Below are 19,971 nucleotides of genomic sequence, written 5' to 3' on the forward strand. Positions count from 1 at the left end.
GCGCGTGGCGTTCAGCGGCCCTGGAACAGATCGACGTTCGCGTCGTAAGCCGCTTGCTGACGTACGAACGCGTCGTCGAGGTGATCGCGCAGCGCGCGTTCCGCCGCGTCGGGATCGTGGCGCTCAAGCGCTTCGAGAATCGCCTGATGCTGCTGAAGCGTGACATCGGCGACCACGGGATCGCGCACGGTCACGTGACGCACGCGGTCGATCGGCGCGCGCGCGAATTCCACCAGTTGCTGCACGCGCGGCAGCCGCGCGGCCGCGCAAACGGTCGCATGAAACGCGTTGTCGCAACTGATCGCGGCCACCGCGTTATCGCGCGCAATCGCGCGGCGGTGCGCTTCCTGAATGTCGTGCAGCTGTTCAAGCTCGCGCGCCGTGATGATCTCGGCGGCGCGGCGGATGCTCGCTGTCTCCAGCACTTTGCGGATCAGCGCGCTCTCCGCGAACTGCTCGCGCTTCACGGGCGCGACGAAGGTGCCCGACTGCGCCGCGATGCGCACCAGTTCCTCGCGCGACAATTGCAGCAGCGCCTCGCGCACGGGCGTGCGCGAAATGCCGAGCGCGTCGGCCAGCGCGCGCTCGAAGATCACGTCGTCGGGTTGCAGTGTCATCGTCACGATGGCGTCGCGCAGCAACTGGTAAAGCTGCGTGGATAGCGCGTTCGCGCGGTCCAGCTGGAAATCGGCCTGAAGGAGCCGGGCGACGAACGCCTCCGGTTCGTTGCGGTTTTCTGTCATATCTCGGATGGGTTGCGCTGGGCGTTCCGCCATGCGGGCCGGAACCATCCCGTCAGTATATTAGTGTCCCAATTCTTTAGGCTCCGCCCCACGGGCGCTCCAGGGATTTCCCTCGGTCGCGCCCGCTTTCGTTGTGATCGCGGCCAGGTTCTTCTATCATCGAAGAACTAATATATTAATTCACTAGTGCACTGAGCGCGGCCTGGAATCCGCGTCGATCCCCACAGGAGACACCATGCAACTGGAAGACACCGCCACGGCGGGAGGAGACCGCAGCGCGCGCGCCGCGGCCATGGCAGACAGCCGGGCCGCCGCGCCCACCGCCGTTCGCTGGCGCATTTTCTGGATCTTGCTGTTGCTGTCGTCGATCAACTACATCGACCGCGCCTCGCTTTCCGTGGCGCTGCCGCTCATTTCGACCGAATTCAACCTCACGCCCGCGCTCGAAGGCGTGCTGCTGAGCGCGTTCTTCTGGACCTACGCGCTGATGCAGATCCCGAGCGGCCTGCTGGTCGACCGCTTCAAGGCGCGCAATCTCGTCGGCATGGCGACGGTCGCGTGGGGCGCGTGCCAGGCGGTCGCCGCCGGCTGCTTCCACTGGATTCCGCTGCTGCTCACGCGGCTCGGCCTCGGCGTGGCGGAATCGCCGATCATGCCCGCGGGCGCCAAGCTGGCCGGTTCGTGGCTCACGCCGTCCGAACGCGGCCGTGGCGCGGCGCTGCTCGACGGCGGCGCGCCGCTCGGCTCCGCGTTCGGCGCGATCATCATCACCGGGCTGATCGCGTGGCTCGGCTCGTGGCGCCTCGCCTTCGTGGTGGCCGGCGTGGGCACGGTGATCGTGGGCGTGATTGCGTGGTGGTACATCCGCAATCATCCGTCCGAGCATCCGGGCGTGAATGCCGCCGAACTCGCGCACGTCGAAGGCGCGCGCCGCCCGTCACAGCGTCACACGGGCGCACACGCGCCGCGCGAGCGTCTGCCGCTGCGCGCCGTGCTCGCCGACCGTTCGGTGCTTTGCATGTTCGCGAGCTGGGCCTGCTACAACAGCGTGTTCTACGGCCTGATGACGTGGATGCCCAGCTATCTGCACAAGGCGCACGGCTTCGATCTCAAGCAGATGGGCGGCGCGACCTTCGTGATCTTCCTGTGCGGCTTCATCGGCGAACTGTTCGGCGGCTGGCTCGCCGACACGTGGCGCGCCAAGGGCGGCGAGCCGAACCGCGTGATGAAGTCGATGTTCGGCTTCGCGGGCCTCGCCTCGGCCGCCGCGATTCTCGCCGTGAGCTACGCCACCGGCCTCGTCAGCGTGGTCGTGCTGCTCTCCATCGCGCTGTTCTTCATCCGCTGGTGCGGGATGTTCTGGGGCGTGCCGGCCACGCTCGGCGGCCAGTCGCGCGCCGGCCTGCTCGCGGGCGCGATGAACTTCTCCGGCAACATCGTCGGCGTGGTGGTGCCGATCCTGATCGGCATCATCGTGCAGACCACCGGCACCTATTTTCTCGCGCTGATGTTCTTCGTCGCCGCCGCGTTCGGCCTCGCCGTCTGCGCGAGTCTCATCGACTATCGCGACCGCGGCCTCGACTGAGCACGCGGCGCACTCACTCACCTTGCGACCATGTCCACACTCACTTCCGCCATGCCGCCGACGCACGCTTCCCAACCCGCCGCCGCGCGCGTGATCCGCCTGCATCCCGCCGACGATGTCGTCGTCGCGCTCGAACAACTGATCGGCGGCATGCCGGTCGAAGCCGACGGCGTGCGCGTCAGCGGCCTGATTCCCCCGGGCCACAAGGTCGCCACGCGCGCGATCGCGGCCGGCGCACCCGTGCATCGTTACGGTCAGATCATTGGCTTCGCGCGTCAGGCCATCGCGCCCGGCGAACATGTGCATACGCACAATCTCGACATGGGCGAATTCGCGCGCGACTACGCGTTCAGCGAAGGCGCGCGCGCGACAGCATTCGTCGCCGATAGCGAACGCGCGAGCTTCGACGGCATCGTGCGCGCCGACGGCCGCGTGGCCACGCGCAATTACATCGGCATTCTGACTTCCGTGAATTGCTCGGCGACGGTCGCGCGCGCCATCGCCGATCATTTCCGCCGCGACATTCATCCGGAAGCGCTCGCCGCCTTCCCGAACGTGGACGGCGTGGTGGCGCTCACGCACGGCGTGGGCTGCGCCGTGGACACCGAAGGCGAAGCGCTCAAGCTGCTGCAACGCACGCTGGGCGGCTACGCGTGCCATCCGAATTTCGCGGGCGTGCTGGTGATCGGCCTTGGCTGCGAGACGAACCAGATTCCGCGTCTGCTCGAAACGCAGGGCCTCAAGGAACACGCGGGCCTGCGCACCTTCACGATTCAGGACAGCGGCGGCACGGCGAAAACCATCGCCAGGGGCATCGAGATCGTCAAGGAAATGCTGGGCGCGGCGAATCACGTGCAGCGTCAGCGCGTGAGCGCGAGCCATCTGACCGTGGGCCTGCAATGCGGCGGCTCGGACGGCTATTCGGGCATCACCGCGAACCCGGTGCTCGGCGCGGCCGTCGACCGACTGGTGCGCCACGGCGGCACCGCGATCCTCTCCGAAACGCCCGAGATCTACGGCGCGGAACATCTGCTCACGCGCCGCGCGGTCACGCGCGAAGTCGGCGACAAACTGGTCGCGCGCATCCGCTGGTGGGAAGACTATTGCGCGCGCCACAACGCGTCGATGAACAACAATCCCTCGGCGGGCAACAAGGCGGGCGGCCTCACGACCGTGCTCGAAAAATCGCTCGGCGGCATCGCCAAAGCGGGCAGCACGAATCTCGTCGACGTCTACGAATACGCGCAGCCGGTGCTCGCGAAAGGCCTCGTCTTCATGGACACGCCCGGTTACGACCCGATCTCGGCGACGGGCCAGGTTGCCGGCGGCGCGAACCTGATCTGCTTCACGACGGGACGCGGTTCGGCCTATGGCTGCGCGCCCTCGCCTTCGCTGAAGCTCGCCACGAATAGCGCGCTCTGGAAGCGTCAATCCGACGACATCGACCTGAATTGCGGCGGCGTGGTGGACGGCCACGACGACATCGACACGCTCGGCGAAACGCTCTTTCGCATGATGCTCGACGCCGCTTCGGGCAAGCGCACGCGCAGCGAACTGCATGGCTACGGTCAGAACGAATTCGTGCCCTGGCAGATCGGCGCGATTACCTGAAACGCCCGCACTCCGCACTCTTTTCCAGGCCTGACTGCTTCAATCACCGATGACCATGACATCCCCTACTCCTTATCGCGGCGTTTTCCCGGTCATGCCGACCATCTTCACGGAGAACGGCGATCTCGACCTCGACGGCCAGCGCCGCTGCACCGACTTCATGATCGACGCGGGCTCGAACGGCCTGTGCATCCTCGCGAACTTCTCCGAGCAGTTTTCGCTGACCGACGCCGAACGCGAAACCGTCATGCGCTGCGTGCTCGAACACGTCGCGGGCCGCGTGCCCGTGATCGTCACGACCTCGCATTTCAGCGCGCGCGTGTGCGCCGAACGCAGCCGCGCCGCGCAGGATGCGGGCGCCGCGATGGTGATGGTCATGCCGCCGTATCACGGCGCGACGCTGCGCGCGAGCGAGGCCGCGATCTACGGCTTCTTCCGCGCGGTGTCCGAGGCCGTCACGATTCCGGTGATGATCCAGGATGCGCCGATGAGCGGCACCACGCTCTCCGTGCCGTTTCTCGCGCGCCTCGCGCACGAACTGGAGCACGTGAGCTACTTCAAGATCGAAGTGCCGCAGGCGGCGTCGAAACTGCGCGAGCTGATACGCGTGGGCGGCGACGCGATCGTCGGTCCGTGGGACGGCGAAGAAGCGATCACGCTGATCGCCGACCTCGAAGCGGGCGCGACCGGCGCGATGACGGGCGGCGGCTATCCCGACGGCATCCGCCAGATCGTGGACGCGTGGGCCGCAGGTCAGATCGAGGCCGCCGAAGACGCGTATCAGCGCTGGCTGCCGCTCATCAATCACGAGAATCGCCAGGGCGGCATCGCGACCGCGAAGGTGCTGATGAAGGCCGGCGGCGTGATCGCCTCGGACGCCGTGCGCGCGCCGCTGCCGGGCGTGGCCGAGGCCACGTGCGCGAGTCTGCTGCGCGTCGCGAAGCGGCTCGATCCGCTGGTGCTGCGCTGGGGTAAGTAAGTCTGCAACAAGTCCTCGACAAGTCCGCAACAAGCTCGCATCGACACAATAAAAAAGGCGCCGCGTATGTCAACGCGGCGCCTTTTTCACATCGGCTCAAGCTTACTTCTTGTCGACCACCGCCACGGCTTCGTCCACCGTATACAGCTTGTCGCTCACGCCGCCCGGCTTCAGTTTGGCAAGCTCCGCATCGAGCGTCTCGCGCGTCACGCTCACGAGCGGCACCTGAATGTCCTTCGGCATCTTCTTGCCCGCGAGCGCCTGCTGCGCGACCCAGAACGCCGCCGTCACCGCGCCCGGCGGATTCGACACCGAGGTCGTTTCATAGCCCGCACCCGCCTGGTTCTTCCACCAGTTGAGTTCGTCGTAACGATTGCCGAGCACGATGATCGGCGTCGGGCGGCCCGCGGCCTTGAATGCCTGCGCGGTGCCGAAACCATCGTCGCCCTGGGTCGTCACGCCGTCGATCTTCGGCAGCGTCGGCAGCACGCCCGCCACGGCCTTTTGTGCGACCGTCTGCGTCCAGTTGCCGTTGACGCTCGCGACGATCTTCATGCCCGGATACTTCTTCAGTTCGTCGACGATGCCCTGGTGAATCGCTTCGTCGACCGACACGCCCGCCAGACCACGCACTTCGAGCAGCGTGCCCTTGCCGTTCAGACGCTTCGCGAGATAGTCGACCTGATTCGCGCCCCACGCATGGAAGTCGAACGACACGCGATACGCGCACGGCTCGGTCACGATGCCGTCGTACGAGACCACGACGATGCCCGCCGCGCAGGCCTGCTTGATGACGCCGTTGAGCGCCGTGGGCGAGGCCGCATCGACGACGATCGCGCTATAGCCTTGCAGGATCAGGTTCTGGATCTGCTGCGCCTGCTCCGTCACCTGGTTTTCGGCCGTCGTGAAGGTGGGCGCCGCCGCGACGCGCTTTTGCGCGACCGCTTCGTTCGTCACCGTCTGCCAGTCCTTGATCATGGTCTGCCGCCACGCGTTGCCCGCGTAGTTGTTCGACAGCGCGATCTTCTTCGTCGCGGTGCTGGTCTGCGAGACCTGCGCGTGCGCGCCCGTCGTCGCGAACGCGAGGCTCATCAGCGCGACCGCGCTGGCAATGTGGCTCAATTTACGCATCGAATTTCATCTCCTCTTAAGGGTTCTTGTCTTGCGGGATGCAGCGATGTCGATTCAGCGCGCGCCGCGCACGCCAACCGGCAGCGAATAGACCGAGGTCGTCGCCGTGATGAACAGACAGTTGCGATTGAGGCCGCCGAACGTGAGATTCGCGACCGCTTCGGGAATCAGGATCTTGCCGAGCAGCGTGCCGTCCGGCGCATAGCAGTGCACGCCATCGGCGGCGCTGGTCCAGACGTTGCCGTGTTCGTCGACGCGCAGGCCGTCCGGAATGCCCTGCTCCATCGTCACGAAAATGCGGCTGTTCATGAGCCGTCCGTCGCGCACGTCGAATGCGCGAATATGGCGCGGACCGTTCTCGACATGCGACGCGCCCGAGTCGGCGATATAGAGCGTCGATTCGTCGGGCGAGAACGCGAGACCGTTCGGCTTGACGAAGTCGTCGGCGACGCGGCGCGGTTCCGGCGCGCCGCGCACGAACGCATACACGTGGCAGCCGCCGATCTCGCTCTCGGCGCGAAAGCCTTCGTAGTCGCTGAGAATGCCGTAGTCGGGATCGGTGAACCAGATCGTGCCTTGCGAATCGACCACGAGATCGTTCGGCGAATTCAGGCGCTTGCCGTCGTAATGCGAGGCCAGCACGGTTACGCTGCCGTCGTGTTCGGTGCGCGAAATACAGCGCCGTCCGTGTTCGCAGCTCACGAGCCGCCCTTCGCCGTCGCGCGTGTTGCCGTTGCTGAAATTCGCGTTCGCGCGGAACACGCCCACGCCCATGCCGGGCGCCCAGCGCATCATGCGGTTGTTCGGAATGTCGCTCCAGACGAGCATATCGCTCGCGGGAAAATACACCGGCCCTTCGGTCCACAGGCAGGCGCCCGCGATCTTCTGCAACAGCGCGTTAGGCTGGATCAGCCGCCGAAAACGCGGATCGTGGACTTCGTGGTCGTGCGCGTTCATGGTGTCTCCTTGTTATTCGATGAAGATGGCGGGCGCAAGCGCAGCGGCGCAGGCGCATCCTTGCGCCGCGCACATCCGGTTTATTCAGGCATCCTGATGAGTAATCAGGAGTCGTCAGGCGTAGTCAGCGCAGCTTCTGCCCGCCCGCGACCGCCGTGACCGCGATGATGAGCACGCCGTAGACGAGCGAGCGCACGCCCGCATCCGCGCCGACCGCGTTGAGGATCGACGTCATCATGAAGAGGAACATCGACGCGCCCCAGACGCCGAGTATCGACGCCTTGCCGCCCGTCACGAGCGTGCCGCCGATCACCACCACGGCAATCGAGATCAGCATGTATTCGACGCCCATGTCGAGCGCCGCGCCGCCCGCCACCGCCGCGAGACACACGGCCGCGAGCGAGGCGATGATGGCCGAGAGCACGTAGGCCGTGCAGCGCGTGCGATGCACGTTCACGCCCGCGAGCCACGCGGCGCGCGCATTCTGGCCGACCGCCGAGAGCCGCCGTCCATACACGCTGCGATGCATGAGCAGCGCGATCAGCAGCGAGAGCACCACGGCGGCCAGCGCGAGATACGGAATGTGCAGCAGACGGCCGGTCGCGAAGCTGCCGAGCGCGGCGGGCGGCGCGGGCAGATTGCCGCCCTGCGTGATCGCCACCGACTGGATGATGAAGCTCGACGACAGCGTGGCGATGATCGGCGGAATGCGCAGCAGGCGAATCAGCGCGTAATTCGCGAGCCCGACCGCGAGCCCCACGCCGATCACCGCGACGATGCCGAGCGCGATGCGCGCGTCGCTGCCGTTCATCACGTGCATGCCGATCACGCCCGCGAGCGCGATCGTCGACGGCACCGAGAGGTCGATGTTGCCGGTCCCCGAAGTGATCACGAGCATCTGGCCGAGCCCGACAAGCACCATGAAGATGCCGTAGACCAGCGCGGTTTCGAGCACGTTGGCGGCCACCGGCAAGCCGAAGAAACCGACCGTCGCGGCCCAGACCAGCACCGCGCCCGCGAACGAGAGGGCCCACGGCGCGTCGAGCGCCTTGAGGCGCGCGACGAGGCCGGCTTGCGTCGATTCGGCGGAATCGGCGGACGTGGCGGCGACGCCGCCGGAACGAGGCGTCGTCATTGGCGCTCTCCGTTACGTTGAAGCAGGACGCGCAGCGACAGCACGACGATCAGGATCGCGCCCTGCATGCCGACCTGCCAGTCCGACGAAATGTTGAGAAACGCAAGAAACGAAGCCGCGAGCGTGAGCGTGATCGCGCCGAGCACCGCGCCGACCACCGACACGCGTCCGCCCACGAATTCGCCGCCGCCGAGAATCACGGCCGCGATCGAAAGCAGCGTGTAGCGCAGCGCGATGTTCGCATCGGCAGAGGTCGTGAGGCCGAGCAGCGCGAGACCCGAAAGCACGCCGAACACGCCGGCTACGCCGTACATCAGCGCGCGGCGACCGACGAGCGACCAGCCGAAGCGGCTCACCGCGCGCGGATTGCCGCCCACCGCGCGGCTGCGCACGCCCGCGGAACTGCGCATCAGCAGAAAATGCGCGACCACGGCGATCACCGCCGACCAGACGATGGGCGCGGCCACGAGCGGCGTCTGAAAGCTCATCGCCGAGCCGAGCCAGCCGGGGCTGTTGCCGCCCGGCGAAGGCAGCAGCACGATCGCGAGACCGCTCCACACGAACGAGAGCCCGAGCGTAACGACGATCGACGGAATGCGGCGAATCTCGATCAGCGCGCCGATGGCGGCGTAACCGGCGACGCAACCCGCGAGCGCAAGCATGCCGAGCAGCGGATGCTGATCAAGGATCGTCGCGCCGATGCACGCGACGAGACTCACGAACGGCCCGATCGACAGATCGAGATCGTTCACGGTGATGATCGCGAGTTGCGCGAGCGTCGCGAGCACCAGCGGCACGGCGAGATTGAGCAGCAGATTCGAGCCGAAATAGCTGAGCGTGGCCGGTTGCAGAAAGAGGATCGGCACCAGCACCGCGCACAGCGAAACGGCGGGCAGCATCGTGCGCAAACGCGCCTGGGTCAGAACGGTACTCATGCAGCCAGCTCCTCGAAGCTCGCCGCCAGCAGCGCGTCTTCCGTGCATTCGCCTGCGTGCAGCACGCGCGTGACGCGGCGCGAGCGGAACACGAACGTGCGGTCGCAATAGGCGAGTTCGTCGTTTTCGGTCGTGTACCAGACGAAGGTGCGGCCCTTCGCGGCTTCGGCGCGCACGAGCGCGTAGATTTCGCGCTTGGTGCCGATATCGACGCCGCGCGTGGGATCGTCCATGAGGATCAGCGTGGCGTTCGAGGCGAGCGCGCGCGCGAACAGCACCTTCTGCTGATTGCCGCCCGAGAGCGAGAGAATGTTCGATTGCATCGACGCGCCGCGAATGCCGATCTTCGCGCGCCACGTATCCACCAGCGCGCGCGCGGCCTTGAAGTCGATCAGCCAGCCGAGGCCTTTCGAATGGCCGCTGCCTGCGCTATCGGCGGTTTCATGCGCCGTCATGCCGCCGCGCCCGAGCCAGCGCACGTCGAGATTCTGCGCAATCGACCAGACCGGAAACACGCCGTCGCGCGCGCGGTCGCCAGCGACGAAGGCCACGCTGTCGCGCGAGGCGCGCTGCGCGATGTCGTAGATGGCGAGCAGCGTTTCGGTCTGCCCTTGCCCCGCGAGTCCGCCGAAGCCGATCACTTCGCCGCGCGACGCGTCGATTTCCGCGCGCCGATGCGGTCCGATCACCCAGCGATAATCGCGCGTGGCCTGCTCGCGCGCCGTGTGCGCGGCGGCATCGTCGCGCGGCGCGTTCGCCACGTCGACGTGCTGTCCCATCGCCTGGATGATGGCGTCGCGCGTGAGGTTCTCGCGCGGCAGAATGCGCACGAGTTTGCCGTCGCGCATCACCATCACGCGATCCGCCACGCGCTCGATTTCGCCGAGCATGTGCGTGACGAGCAGACAGGTCACGCCGCGCGCGTTGGCCTTGCGCACGTAGTCGAGCAGTTGCTCGGCCGTGTGCGCGTCGAGACTCGACGTGGGTTCGTCGAGAATCACGAGGCGCACGGGCGTGTCGGTTTCCGTGAACGCGCGCGCGATCTCCACCATTTGCCGCTGCGTGAGCGTGAGGTCCGAAACCAGTTCCGCGCCGCTCAGGCCGCAGCCGGGAAAGATCTCGGCGAGCTTGTCGCGCATGAGCGTGCTCGCGCGTTTGCGCCAGCCGCGTCCACGCAGTCGCGGATGCACGACGCACATGTTTTCCGCGATGCTCAGGTTCGGGCAGAGCGACAGTTCCTGGAACACACAGCGCACGCCTGCGAGGCGCGCGGCGTCGGCGTCGTAGTGCGGCGCGGGCGTGCCGTGCGTCTCGATGCGGCCGTCGGTCGGCGTATAGACGCCCGCGAGCACCGCCATCAAGGTGGATTTGCCCGCGCCGTTATGCCCGGCGATGCCGACGCACTCGCCCGCGAGAAAATCGAAATCGATATCGGACAAGGCCCTCACATTGCCGAAGGACTTGCCGATGCCGGAAAAACGTATGAGGGGGGACGCGCTTTGTTTCGACTCGATGTTATCGATCACATCCGTGCTCCGAAAATCGCTTCGCGGCGGGCGTCTGCCCGGGTCGCGACCAATTGGTCGATCCCGGCGACGCAGGTCTCCATGCTTGTTCTCCATCTGGGCGATGGAGGCTTTCTAATATACTAATGTTGCGCAAAACACCTGACCCATAGGGATTTGCCCCTGGACGAGGCACCGGCAGCGCGGCGCGCGGGCAGACGAACAGTGAAGAAAGCGATGCGCGGCGGTTAAAAGAAGCCGCCGTCCGAGTCTAAGGACCGGAGCGATATCGATCTAATGAAAATCCGGACGCTTTCGATATCCGTTTCGATATCGCTTTCGCGATGTGTTTAGATAGCAGCCGCCGCGCGAGGGTCGCGGCTCGATCCGACATAGTGGGATCACGCGGCAGTCTTGCCGCCTCGCCGCCGCATTGCACGGCGGCGAGTGTCCTGCCGAGGCTTAAACCGGATTCAGCGCGCTCGCGCCGTCGAGCACGGCCGCGACGTTATCAAGCGCGGTAAAGCCCATCTGGTCGCGCGTTTCCACGGTCGCGCTCGCCATGTGCGGCGTGAGAAACACGTTGTCGAGCGTGGCGAAACGCGGATCGACGTTCGGCTCGCCGCGATAGACATCGAGGCCCGCGCCGCGCAGTTGTCCCGACGTCAGCGCCGCATACAGCGCGTCTTCATCGACGAGACCACCGCGCGCCGCATTCACGAAGATCGCCCCTTGCGGCAGGCGTCCGAACTCGCGCGCCGTCATCAGCGGCGCGCCGCCGCCGGGCACGTGCAGCGTCAGTACCTGGCTGTGCGGCAGCATGGCGTCGAGACTTTCGTAATACGTCGCGCCGTTTTCGAGCGCAGGCGCCGCGCGCTGGATATCCGTATAGATCACGCGCATGCCGAACCCTTGCGCGCGCCGCGCGACCGCGCGCCCGATCCGTCCGAAGCCGACGATGCCGAGCGTCTTGCCGTTCACGCGCGTGCCGAGCATGTCGGTCATGCCGAACGATTTGCCCCAGCCCGCGCGCATGATGCGCTCGTATTCCGAGGCGCGGCGGCAGGCCGCCAGCACGAGCAGCATCGTGAAATCGGCGGTGCATTCGGTCAACGCATCGGGCGCGTTGGTCACGACGATTCCGCGTGCGTGCGCCGCCGCCACGTCCATATGATCGACGCCCGCGCTCGCGTTCGCGACGATCTTCAGCGTCGGCGGCAACGCGGCGATGTGCTCGGCCTGCAAGCCCGACTTCTTGCCGATCAGCACGGCGGGCAACGCGTGCTTCGTGCAGAACTCGACCACGGACCACGCGTCCATGTCGGCGTCGGTCACGTAGGCGTGAAATTCGGTTTCCGCGCGTTTCGCCACGGCCGCGGGGACCTTGCGTGCGATGAGCAATCGGGTGCGTTGAGTGTCCGGCATCGTGCTTTCCTTTGGGTCGAATGACGACGAGAGACTACGAAGCCGCACACCGGCGCGTCAATCTTGATTCGATCAATCAACTTATGCGGCGCGCACGCCGTTGGGCTTCGCGTGGCGCCTGGCGCTGAGCTTTGCGCCCTATTTCGTGGGGTTTTCGCGGTTTCAGACCGCGCATGAAATGCACACGCCGCATCGGGACATTCCCTGATGGGCGCCCCGGCCAGCAGGCTCTCTGATGTTGATTGAGCGAATCAAGATTGCTGGCCGTGTCAGGCGAATGCAATCCTTTTTCCGTGTTCAACCGAATCGACCAGAGGACGGGAAATGTCTGCTTCGCATCCTGCTTCGCCATCCGCTTCAAAGCGCATCGCCGCCGTCACGGGCGCGGGCTCCGGCATCGGCCGCGCCAGCGCCATCGCGCTCGCCCAGGCCGGCTTCAGCGTCGCGCTGATTGGCCGCCGCATCGAACCCTTGCTGGAAACGCGCGAAGCCATCGGCCTCGCAGGCGGCGAGGCTGAACCCTTTTGCGCCGACGTCACGCAAGCCGATTCCGTCGATCGCGCCTTCGCGCAGATCGCGCACCGCTTCGGCCGTCTCGACGTGCTCTTCAACAATGCGGGCCGCAACGCGGGCGCGGTGCCGCTCGAAGACTACGAACCCGATCTCTGGAACGACGTGGTCGCCACCAATCTCACAGGCGTGTTTCTGTGCGCGCGCGCCGCGTATCGGCAGATGAAAGCGCAAACGCCGCAAGGCGGACGCATCATCAATAACGGTTCGATCTCCGCGCATTCGCCGCGTCCGCACACGATCGCGTATTCGGCGACCAAGCATGCCGTGACCGGCATCACGCGCTCGATCGCGCTCGACGGCCGCGCGTACAACATCGCATGCGGGCAGATCGATATCGGCAACGCGGCGACGCCGCTCACGGAGCGCATGAATCAGGGCGTCATGCAGGCCGACGGACGCATGGCGCCGGAAGCGCGCATGGATGTCGCGCATGTGGCGAACGCGGTCGTGCATATGGCGATGCTGCCGCCCGAGGCCAACATTCTCGACATGACGATCATGGCCACCACGATGCCTTTCGTCGGCCGCGGCTAGCCGCAATCGCTGCAGGCCGGTCCATTCACATGGACCTCATAACAAAAGCCGCCTGACATGGAGACACCGATGAAATACGCAGAGGAACAACCGTTACCCGCCGGCACGCCCGCCTGGTCGCAGAGCGAGAAGCGCACGAAAGTCCGCTATGCCGTGCTCTCGATGCTGCTGATCGCGACCATTCTGAATTACGTCGACCGCTCGGCGCTCGGCATCGTCGCGCCTTCGCTCTCGAAGGATCTCGGCCTGAACAAGATGCAGATGGGCGAGTTGTTCGCCGCATTCGGCCTCGCCTATTCGATCGCGCTCGTGCCGGGCGGCGTGCTCACCGACGTGCTCGGCTCGCGTCTCGCCTATGCGCTCTCGCTGGTGGGCTGGTCGTTCGCGACGCTCACTCAGGGCTTCGCGAACGGCTATCACATGCTGCTCGGTTCGCGCCTCGCGATGGGCGCGCTCGAAACGCCCGCGTTTCCGTCGAACACGCGCGCCGTCACGCTCTGGTTCCCGGTGCAGGAACGCGGTTTCGCCACCAGCGTCTACGTGATGGGGCAGTACATCGGCACGCCCTTGTTCACGGGTCTGCTGCTGTGGATTTCGTCGATGTACGGCTGGCGCACGGTCTTCTTCGTGACGGGCGGATTCGGCATTCTGTTCAGTGCGCTCTGGTATCGCACCTATCGCGATCCGGCCCGGCATCGCGCCGTGAACGCCGCCGAATTGCAGCACATCAACGGCGGCGTCACGCCCGCCTCGCGCAAACCGCGCGACAAGTTCAACTGGCGCATGGCGCTCAAACTGCTCGGCTATCGCCAGATTCTCGCCATCTGTCTCGGCAAGTTCTGCAACAACACGCTGCTCGTTTTCTTCACGACGTGGTTCATGACCTATCTGGTCGAAGCGCGCCACATGTCGATGATCAAGGTCGGCATTTTCCAGGCGCTGCCGTTTCTGGGCGCGACGGTCGGCATTCTCAGCGCGGGCTTCATTTCGGACTTCTGCATCCGCCGCGGCGTGTCGGTGTCCGCCGCGCGCAAGGCGCCGCTGATCGTCGGCACCTTGCTGGGCGCGTCGATCGTGCTGGTGAATTTCGTCGAATCGAACGAACTCGTGATCGCCGTGCTGACCGTCGCGTTCTTCGCGCAGGGCGTGGGCTCGATGTCGTGGGCCGCCGTGGCCGAAATCGCGCCGCGTCAGTATGTGGGCCTGACGAGCAGCATCACCAGTCTCGCCGCCAATATCGCGGGCGTCACCACGCCGCTCATGATCGGCTATATCACGCAGCACACGGGGCACTTCTACTGGGCGCTGAATCTGATGGGCGCGATCTGCCTCGTCGGCACGCTTTCGTATTCCGTGCTGCTCGGCAAGCTCTCCCGCATCGAACTCGAATAAATGCACGCACACGCAAACGCAAACCCACTGGAGCCGCGCATGTCGAACCTGTCATCGCCCGTCGAATGCCGATGGGATCATCTGCAACTCTGTTCCGCCGACGCCGAAGCCACGGCCGCCTGGTTCGCGCGCTGCCTGAACGCCGAAATCGTGCGGCGGCCTGGGCGCGTGGATTTGCGCGTCGGCGGTGTCGATCTGTTCATTACGCCGCTCGCGCCTGCGCAGATTCAATCGAGCGAGCCGCGCACGCGCCGCGAAGGCATCGACCATTTCGGCGTGACCGTGGACGATATCGACGCGGCCTTCGCCCATCTCACGTGCTGCGAGGCGCAGATCGTCGAGCCGGTGCGCCAGATCCGGCCCGGCGTGCGCGCTTGCTTCGTGCGCGCGCCGGGCGAAGTGCTCGTCGAGGTGCTGGAGCGCCGCCCCGCCGAGATGACTTTTCGCTAGAAAGCCTGCAAGATGGGACGATGTCGACGGCGCGCGCTGCGCTTCCTGCATCGCTTATCGCGTCGCTCCCGCATCGTTTTCACTACGTCGTTCCCTGTTTTCACATGCGAAACTGGATCACTCTGGCCGAAGCCGCCCGCCAGCTCGGCGTGCAAGCGCAAACCGTCTACGCCTACGCGAGCCGCGGCAATATCGCCGTGATGCCCGATCCGCACGATCCGCGCAAAAGCCTCTATCGCGCCGACGACGTCGCGCGACTGTGCCGCAAGAAGCAGGTCGGCCGCAAGCGCGAGGCGCTCGCGGCGGGCACGATCTTCGGCGCGGAACCGTGCATCTATAGCGGCATCACCACGTTCGCGAAAGGGCATCCGTACTATCGCGGACGCGACACCATCGCGCTCGCGCAGCACGCCACGCTGGAGGACGTCGCCACGCTGCTCTGGAACGCGCGCGCGCCCGTCTCGTTCCCCTTCGACGACGACGGCCCGGCGCTACAGGGCGAAACGCGCGGTCGCCAATGCGCGTTCACGTCGCTCGCCGCGCTCGCGGCCAACGGCCATTCCACGCTCGGGCGCACGGACGCGGCCCTGCATGCCGAAGCCGGTCAACTGGTCGCGACCGTCGCGCGGGCCTTCGGTGCGTGCGGCGACACGCGTGAAGGAGGCGCAGGCACGCCGATCCACGCACGGCTCGCACAAGGCTGGGGACAAGACGCATCCGGCGCGGAGCTGATCCGCAAGGCGATGGTGCTGGTCGCCGACCACGAGATCACGAGTTCGGCGTTTGCCGCGCGCATCACGGCCTCCACCGGCGCATCGCTGCCCGGCTGCCTGCTCACGGGTCTCGCGACCTTTTCGGGGCCGCTGCACGGCGACGCCTCCGGGCGCGTGCGCGCCGTCTTCGACGACGTGAACCGGCTGGGCGCGGATCAGGTCGTCACGCATCATCTGCGCTCGGCGATTCCGCTGCCGGGCTTCGGCCATCACCTCTATCCGGACGGCGACCCGCGCGCCGAAGCGCTGCTCGACGCGCTCGATCCGCCGCCGGAACTCGCGGCGTTCATCGCCAAGGTGGTGAAGCTCACCGGCCTCAAGCCGACCATCGACGTGGCGCTGGCGACGCTCGCCGCGCAACTCGATCTGCCGCGCGACACCGCGTTCGCGCTGTTCGCCACGGCGCGCTGCGTGGGGCTGCTCGCGCATTGCATCGAGCAACTGCGGGTGGGCAAGGTGATCCGTCCGCGCGGACGCTATACCGGGCCGCCGCTCGAAGAAGCGGGCGTGGCCGATCCTGCCGCGAAAACGCTTGCGCCGCGCCGGAGCAAAAGCACCACGCCCGACGAAAAGACGCTACAGAAGAACCGGCTGTTCAAGGTCGCCGGCAGCTGAGCTGCCGCCGGCTCACTTGCGCAAGTTGCGTTGCAAGGTATCGCGTTATCGCGCCTCGCTGCGCAGCGTCTTCGCAGCCGCCACCATGTTGGTGAGCGCCGGAATCACCTCGGCCCACTGACGCGTCTTCAGCCCGCAATCCGGATTGACCCACAGACGCTGCGCCGGAATGCGCTCGGCCGCCTTCTGCATCAGTTGCACGATGTGCTCCTGCGTCGGGATATTCGGCGAGTGAATGTCGTACACGCCCGGGCCGATCTCGTTCGGATACTTGAAATGGTCGAACGCGTCGAGCAGTTCCATATCCGAGCGCGAGGTCTCGATCGTGATCACGTCGGCGTCCATATCGGCGATCGACGCGATGATGTCGTTGAACTCCGAATAGCACATATGGGTGTGGATCTGCGTGTCGTCGCTCACGCCGTTCGCCGTGATGCGGAACGATTCCACCGCCCAGCGCAGATACTCGCCCCACTGCGCGCGACGCAGCGGCAGACCTTCGCGCAGCGCGGCCTCGTCGATCTGGATCACGCGCACGCCCGCCTTTTCGAGGTCGAGCACTTCGTCGCGGATCGCCAGCGCGAGCTGGTAGCACGACACCGAACGCGGCTGGTCGTCGCGCACGAAGGACCAGTTGAGGATCGTCACCGGGCCCGTGAGCATGCCCTTCATCGGCTTGTTCGTGAGCGATTGCGCGTAGGCGATCCACTCGACCGTCATGGCCTTCGGGCGGCTGATGTCGCCGAACAGAATCGGCGGCTTCACGCAGCGCGAGCCATACGACTGCACCCAGCCGAACTCGCTGAACGCGTAGCCGTCGAGCTGTTCGCCGAAGTATTCGACCATGTCGTTGCGCTCGGCTTCGCCGTGCACGAGCACGTCCAGCCCGAGTTTTTCCTGCTCGCGCACGCTGCGCTCGATCTCGGCGCGCATCGCGGCCTGATAGCCCGCGTGATCGAGCGCGCCGCGCTTGTACTGGCTGCGCGCCTGGCGGATCTCGCCGGTCTGCGGAAACGAGCCGATCGTGGTGGTCGGATACGCGGGCAGGTTCAGCAGCGCGGCCTGCTTCGCGGCGCGCTCGGCGTAAGCGTGCTGACGATGGCCGAGCTTCGCGTCGATACGCGCCAACGCGGCCTGCACCACTGGATTGTTGACGCGCGGCGAGCGGCGACGCGCGCCGATGGCCGCGGCGTTCGCAGCGAGTTCGGCCGCCACGGCGTCGCGCCCCGCGTTGAGCGCCGTCGCCAGCACCTGCACTTCGTCGAGCTTTTGCAGCGCGAACGCGAGCCATGAGCGGATCTCGGCGTCGAGCTTGATCTCGCCCGCGAGGTCGACCGGCACATGCAGCAGCGAGCATGACGGCGCGATCCACAGACGCTCGCCCAGTTCCCGCGCGAGCGGCGCGAGCCAGTCGAGCGTGGCGTTCAGGTCGGTCTTCCAGATGTTGCGGCCGTTGATCGCGCCCACCGAAAGCACGCTCGTCGCAGGCAGTGTCTGCGCGGCCAGCGCCACTTCCTCGCGCGCGTTGATCGCATCGATATGCAGGCCGTCGACGGGCAGCCCGCAGGCGAGATCGAGATTCTCCTTGAGCTCGCCGAAGTACGTCGCCAGCAGCAGCTTCACGCTGCGTTCCTCGAAGCCTTCGTAAGCGCGCACGAAGGCCTCGCGCCACGCCGGCTCCAGTTCGGTCACGAGAATCGGCTCGTCGATCTGCACCCACTCCACGCCCACCGCGTTGAAATGACTGAGCAGTGCGCGATAGACCGCCATCAGGCGCGGCAGCAGCGCGAGCTTGTCCGAGTCGTCCTTCGCCTTGCCGAGCCACAGATACGTGAGTGGCCCGACGATCACCGGCTTGGCCTTCACGCCCTGCGCCTGCGCTTCTTTCAGTTGCGCCGAGAGGCGCGAGAAGTCGAGATTGAACTGCGTCTGCGCCGTGAATTCGGGGACGATGTAGTGGTAGTTCGTATCGAACCACTTCGTCATTTCGCCCGCCGCCACGCCGCCGCAGCAGCCCGCATGGTCTTGCTCGCCCGCCGCCGAACGGCCGCGCGCCACGCGAAAGGCGTTGTCGAGCTTGTCGCCGTGGAAGCCCTGCACGCGTTCCGGCAGATTGCCGAGCGTAAAGCTCATGTCGAGCACGTGGTCGTAGAACGCAAAGTCGCCGACCGGCGCGAAGTCGAGCGCGCGCTGGCTGGCCCAGTGGCGCGCGCGCAGTTCGGCGCCCAGCGCCGTCAGTTCGTCGCGCGAACTCTCGCCTTTCCAGTAGCGCTCGAGGCCGAATTTCAGTTCGCGTTTCGCGCCGATGCGCGGGAAGCCGAGGTTGTGTGTCGTGACCATATGCGCTGCCGTCCGATAAAAAAGTGCCGAAGTGGCAGCGATCATAGGGCTTTCTGATGATGAAGAAAAATGGCATTATTTCATCCATCCATTAGAAATTTTCATCTGAACCGGAGTCGCTTTGCGGCTCTCTCCGCCGGACTCCCTATTTCCATGCTCGAACGCGTTCATCTCGTCATCGTCCGCGAAGTGGCCCGCCAGGGCTCGCTCACCGCCGCCGCGCAAGCGCTGTTTCTCACGCAATCGGCGCTGAGCCATACGGTCAAGAAGATCGAGCAGCAACTCGGCACGCCGATCTGGGACCGCGAGGGCCGCAGCCTGCGGCTGACCCAGGCCGGGCAGTATCTGCTGTCGCTCGCGGAACGTCTGCTGCCGCAATTCGAAACCGCCGAGGCGCGCATGATGCAGTTCGCGGCGGGCGAGCGCGGCACGCTGCGCATCGGCATGGAATGCGCGCCGTGCTATCAGTGGCTGCTCAAGGTGGTGTCGCCGTATCTCGCGCGCTGGCCCGACGTGGACGTGGACGTGAAGCAGCGCTTCCAGTTCGGCGGCATTGGCGCGCTGATCGGTTTCGATATCGACGTGCTGGTCACGCCCGATCCGCTGAACCGCCCCGGCCTGCGCTTCGAACCGGTGTTCGATTACGAGCAGGTGCTGGTGGTCGCCGAAAGCCATCGTCTGGCGGCCGAGCGCTACATCAAGCCCGAACAGCTCGTCGACGAAACGCTCATCACCTACCCCGTGGAAACCGACCGGCTCGACATCTACAACCAGTTCCTGCGCCCGGCCGGCATCATGCCGCGCCGTCACAAGACCATCGAAACCACCGACATCATGTTGCAGATGGTCGCGAGCCGGCGCGGCGTGGCGGCGCTGCCGAAGTGGCTCGCGGAGGAATACGCCGATCGCATGCCGCTCGCCATCGTGAAGCTCGGCAAACAGGGCATCGCCAAGCAGATTTTTCTGGGCACGCGCGAAGGCGACGCGGCGCTCGATTACCTGAACTCATTCGTCGAATTCGCGCGCGAGTCGAACTGGCAGGCGTCGCGACTGATGCGTTGACGAACGCGTTGATCGCACCGGCATCCGGACGCGTTCGCGCGGGCCTTCCATCGCGCTCGCGCGAGACGACAGCAATCCTTTTTTATCAGTAGAATGCTGCAAACGCGCCGGTTCGTTTTCGTTTCGAAACGGCTTGCGAAGTGCATATCGGGTGAGCATGCCGGCCCGCTTTCGGGGCGTCATGCATGAGCCCATTCAGGACCAGGAAGCGAGCGGAGTCGGGCCA

Annotated in this window: 16 protein-coding genes; 8 read left to right on the forward strand and 8 right to left on the reverse strand. The window is 66.0% G+C overall.

Features of this window, described 5'->3' with window-relative positions; all coding sequences use genetic code 11:
* Positions 1-11: 11 nt before the first annotated feature.
* A complete protein-coding gene (locus G5S35_RS32575; protein WP_080180332.1) occupies positions 12-743 on the reverse strand; it encodes a GntR family transcriptional regulator in 732 nt (243 codons plus the stop codon).
* Between the two features lie 235 nt (positions 744-978).
* Here G5S35_RS32575 and G5S35_RS32580 point away from each other — a divergent pair, with 235 nt between their 5' ends.
* From G5S35_RS32580 to G5S35_RS32590, 3 genes are read left to right on the forward strand one after another with little or no spacing between them, the layout of a single operon-like run.
* Positions 979-2,328: an MFS transporter gene (locus G5S35_RS32580; protein WP_183040530.1), complete on the forward strand. Its 1,350-nt coding sequence runs from the start codon at positions 979-981 to the stop codon at positions 2,326-2,328.
* 30 nt (positions 2,329-2,358) lie between these two features.
* A complete protein-coding gene (locus tag G5S35_RS32585) occupies positions 2,359-3,939 on the forward strand; it encodes a UxaA family hydrolase (RefSeq protein WP_080180331.1) in 1,581 nt (526 codons plus the stop codon).
* A gap of 49 nt (positions 3,940-3,988) precedes the next feature.
* Complete coding sequence (locus G5S35_RS32590; RefSeq protein WP_183040531.1) at positions 3,989-4,918, forward strand: dihydrodipicolinate synthase family protein; 930 nt, start codon at positions 3,989-3,991, stop codon at positions 4,916-4,918.
* Between the two features lie 102 nt (positions 4,919-5,020).
* Here G5S35_RS32590 and G5S35_RS32595 read toward each other — a convergent pair whose 3' ends face one another.
* From G5S35_RS32595 to G5S35_RS32620, 6 genes are all read right to left on the reverse strand, one after another.
* Positions 5,021-6,049 (reverse strand): ABC transporter substrate-binding protein, encoded by a 1,029-nt coding sequence (locus G5S35_RS32595; RefSeq protein ID WP_065057858.1) that lies wholly within the window; start codon positions 6,047-6,049, stop codon positions 5,021-5,023.
* A gap of 54 nt (positions 6,050-6,103) precedes the next feature.
* Positions 6,104-7,006 (reverse strand): SMP-30/gluconolactonase/LRE family protein, encoded by a 903-nt coding sequence (locus G5S35_RS32600; RefSeq protein WP_183040532.1) that lies wholly within the window; start codon positions 7,004-7,006, stop codon positions 6,104-6,106.
* Between the two features lie 124 nt (positions 7,007-7,130).
* Complete coding sequence (locus G5S35_RS32605; RefSeq protein WP_176081619.1) at positions 7,131-8,141, reverse strand: ABC transporter permease; 1,011 nt, start codon at positions 8,139-8,141, stop codon at positions 7,131-7,133.
* Complete coding sequence (locus G5S35_RS32610) at positions 8,138-9,076, reverse strand: ABC transporter permease (RefSeq protein ID WP_065057855.1); 939 nt, start codon at positions 9,074-9,076, stop codon at positions 8,138-8,140. Before G5S35_RS32610 ends, G5S35_RS32605 begins: the two co-directional genes overlap by 4 nt.
* Positions 9,073-10,599 carry a sugar ABC transporter ATP-binding protein gene (locus G5S35_RS32615; RefSeq protein WP_074986624.1) on the reverse strand — a complete coding sequence of 509 codons (1,527 nt, stop codon included), beginning with the start codon at positions 10,597-10,599 and terminating at the stop codon, positions 9,073-9,075. Before G5S35_RS32615 ends, G5S35_RS32610 begins: the two co-directional genes overlap by 4 nt.
* Positions 10,600-11,043: 444 nt before the next feature.
* On the reverse strand, positions 11,044-12,006 hold the full coding sequence (locus G5S35_RS32620; RefSeq protein ID WP_065057854.1) for a 2-hydroxyacid dehydrogenase: 963 nt from the start codon (positions 12,004-12,006) through the stop codon (positions 11,044-11,046).
* Between the two features lie 324 nt (positions 12,007-12,330).
* Here G5S35_RS32620 and G5S35_RS32625 point away from each other — a divergent pair, with 324 nt between their 5' ends.
* The 4 genes from G5S35_RS32625 (at position 12,331) to G5S35_RS32640 (ending at position 16,343) form a co-directional block, all read left to right on the forward strand.
* Positions 12,331-13,113: an SDR family oxidoreductase gene (locus G5S35_RS32625; protein WP_124261614.1), complete on the forward strand. Its 783-nt coding sequence runs from the start codon at positions 12,331-12,333 to the stop codon at positions 13,111-13,113.
* A gap of 69 nt (positions 13,114-13,182) precedes the next feature.
* Entirely contained in the window at positions 13,183-14,505 is a 1,323-nt protein-coding gene (locus G5S35_RS32630) for an MFS transporter (protein ID WP_074986552.1), read from the forward strand.
* 39 nt (positions 14,506-14,544) lie between these two features.
* On the forward strand, positions 14,545-14,955 hold the full coding sequence (locus G5S35_RS32635) for a VOC family protein (RefSeq protein WP_065057915.1): 411 nt from the start codon (positions 14,545-14,547) through the stop codon (positions 14,953-14,955).
* Positions 14,956-15,059: 104 nt separating this feature from the next.
* A complete protein-coding gene (locus G5S35_RS32640) occupies positions 15,060-16,343 on the forward strand; it encodes a citrate synthase (RefSeq protein WP_065057914.1) in 1,284 nt (427 codons plus the stop codon).
* A gap of 45 nt (positions 16,344-16,388) precedes the next feature.
* Here the strand turns inward: G5S35_RS32640 and metE are convergent, their stop codons facing one another.
* The gene (gene metE / locus G5S35_RS32645) at positions 16,389-18,683 is read right to left on the reverse strand and encodes a 5-methyltetrahydropteroyltriglutamate--homocysteine S-methyltransferase (protein ID WP_183040533.1); all 2,295 of its coding nucleotides are present in this window, start codon (positions 18,681-18,683) and stop codon (positions 16,389-16,391) included.
* A gap of 153 nt (positions 18,684-18,836) precedes the next feature.
* Here metE and G5S35_RS32650 point away from each other — a divergent pair, with 153 nt between their 5' ends.
* Complete coding sequence (locus tag G5S35_RS32650) at positions 18,837-19,745, forward strand: LysR family transcriptional regulator (RefSeq protein ID WP_074986556.1); 909 nt, start codon at positions 18,837-18,839, stop codon at positions 19,743-19,745.
* Positions 19,746-19,971 lie beyond the last annotated feature (226 nt).

The organism is Paraburkholderia tropica, from assembly GCF_014171495.1.
GTDB classification, from domain to species: domain Bacteria; phylum Pseudomonadota; class Gammaproteobacteria; order Burkholderiales; family Burkholderiaceae; genus Paraburkholderia; species Paraburkholderia tropica.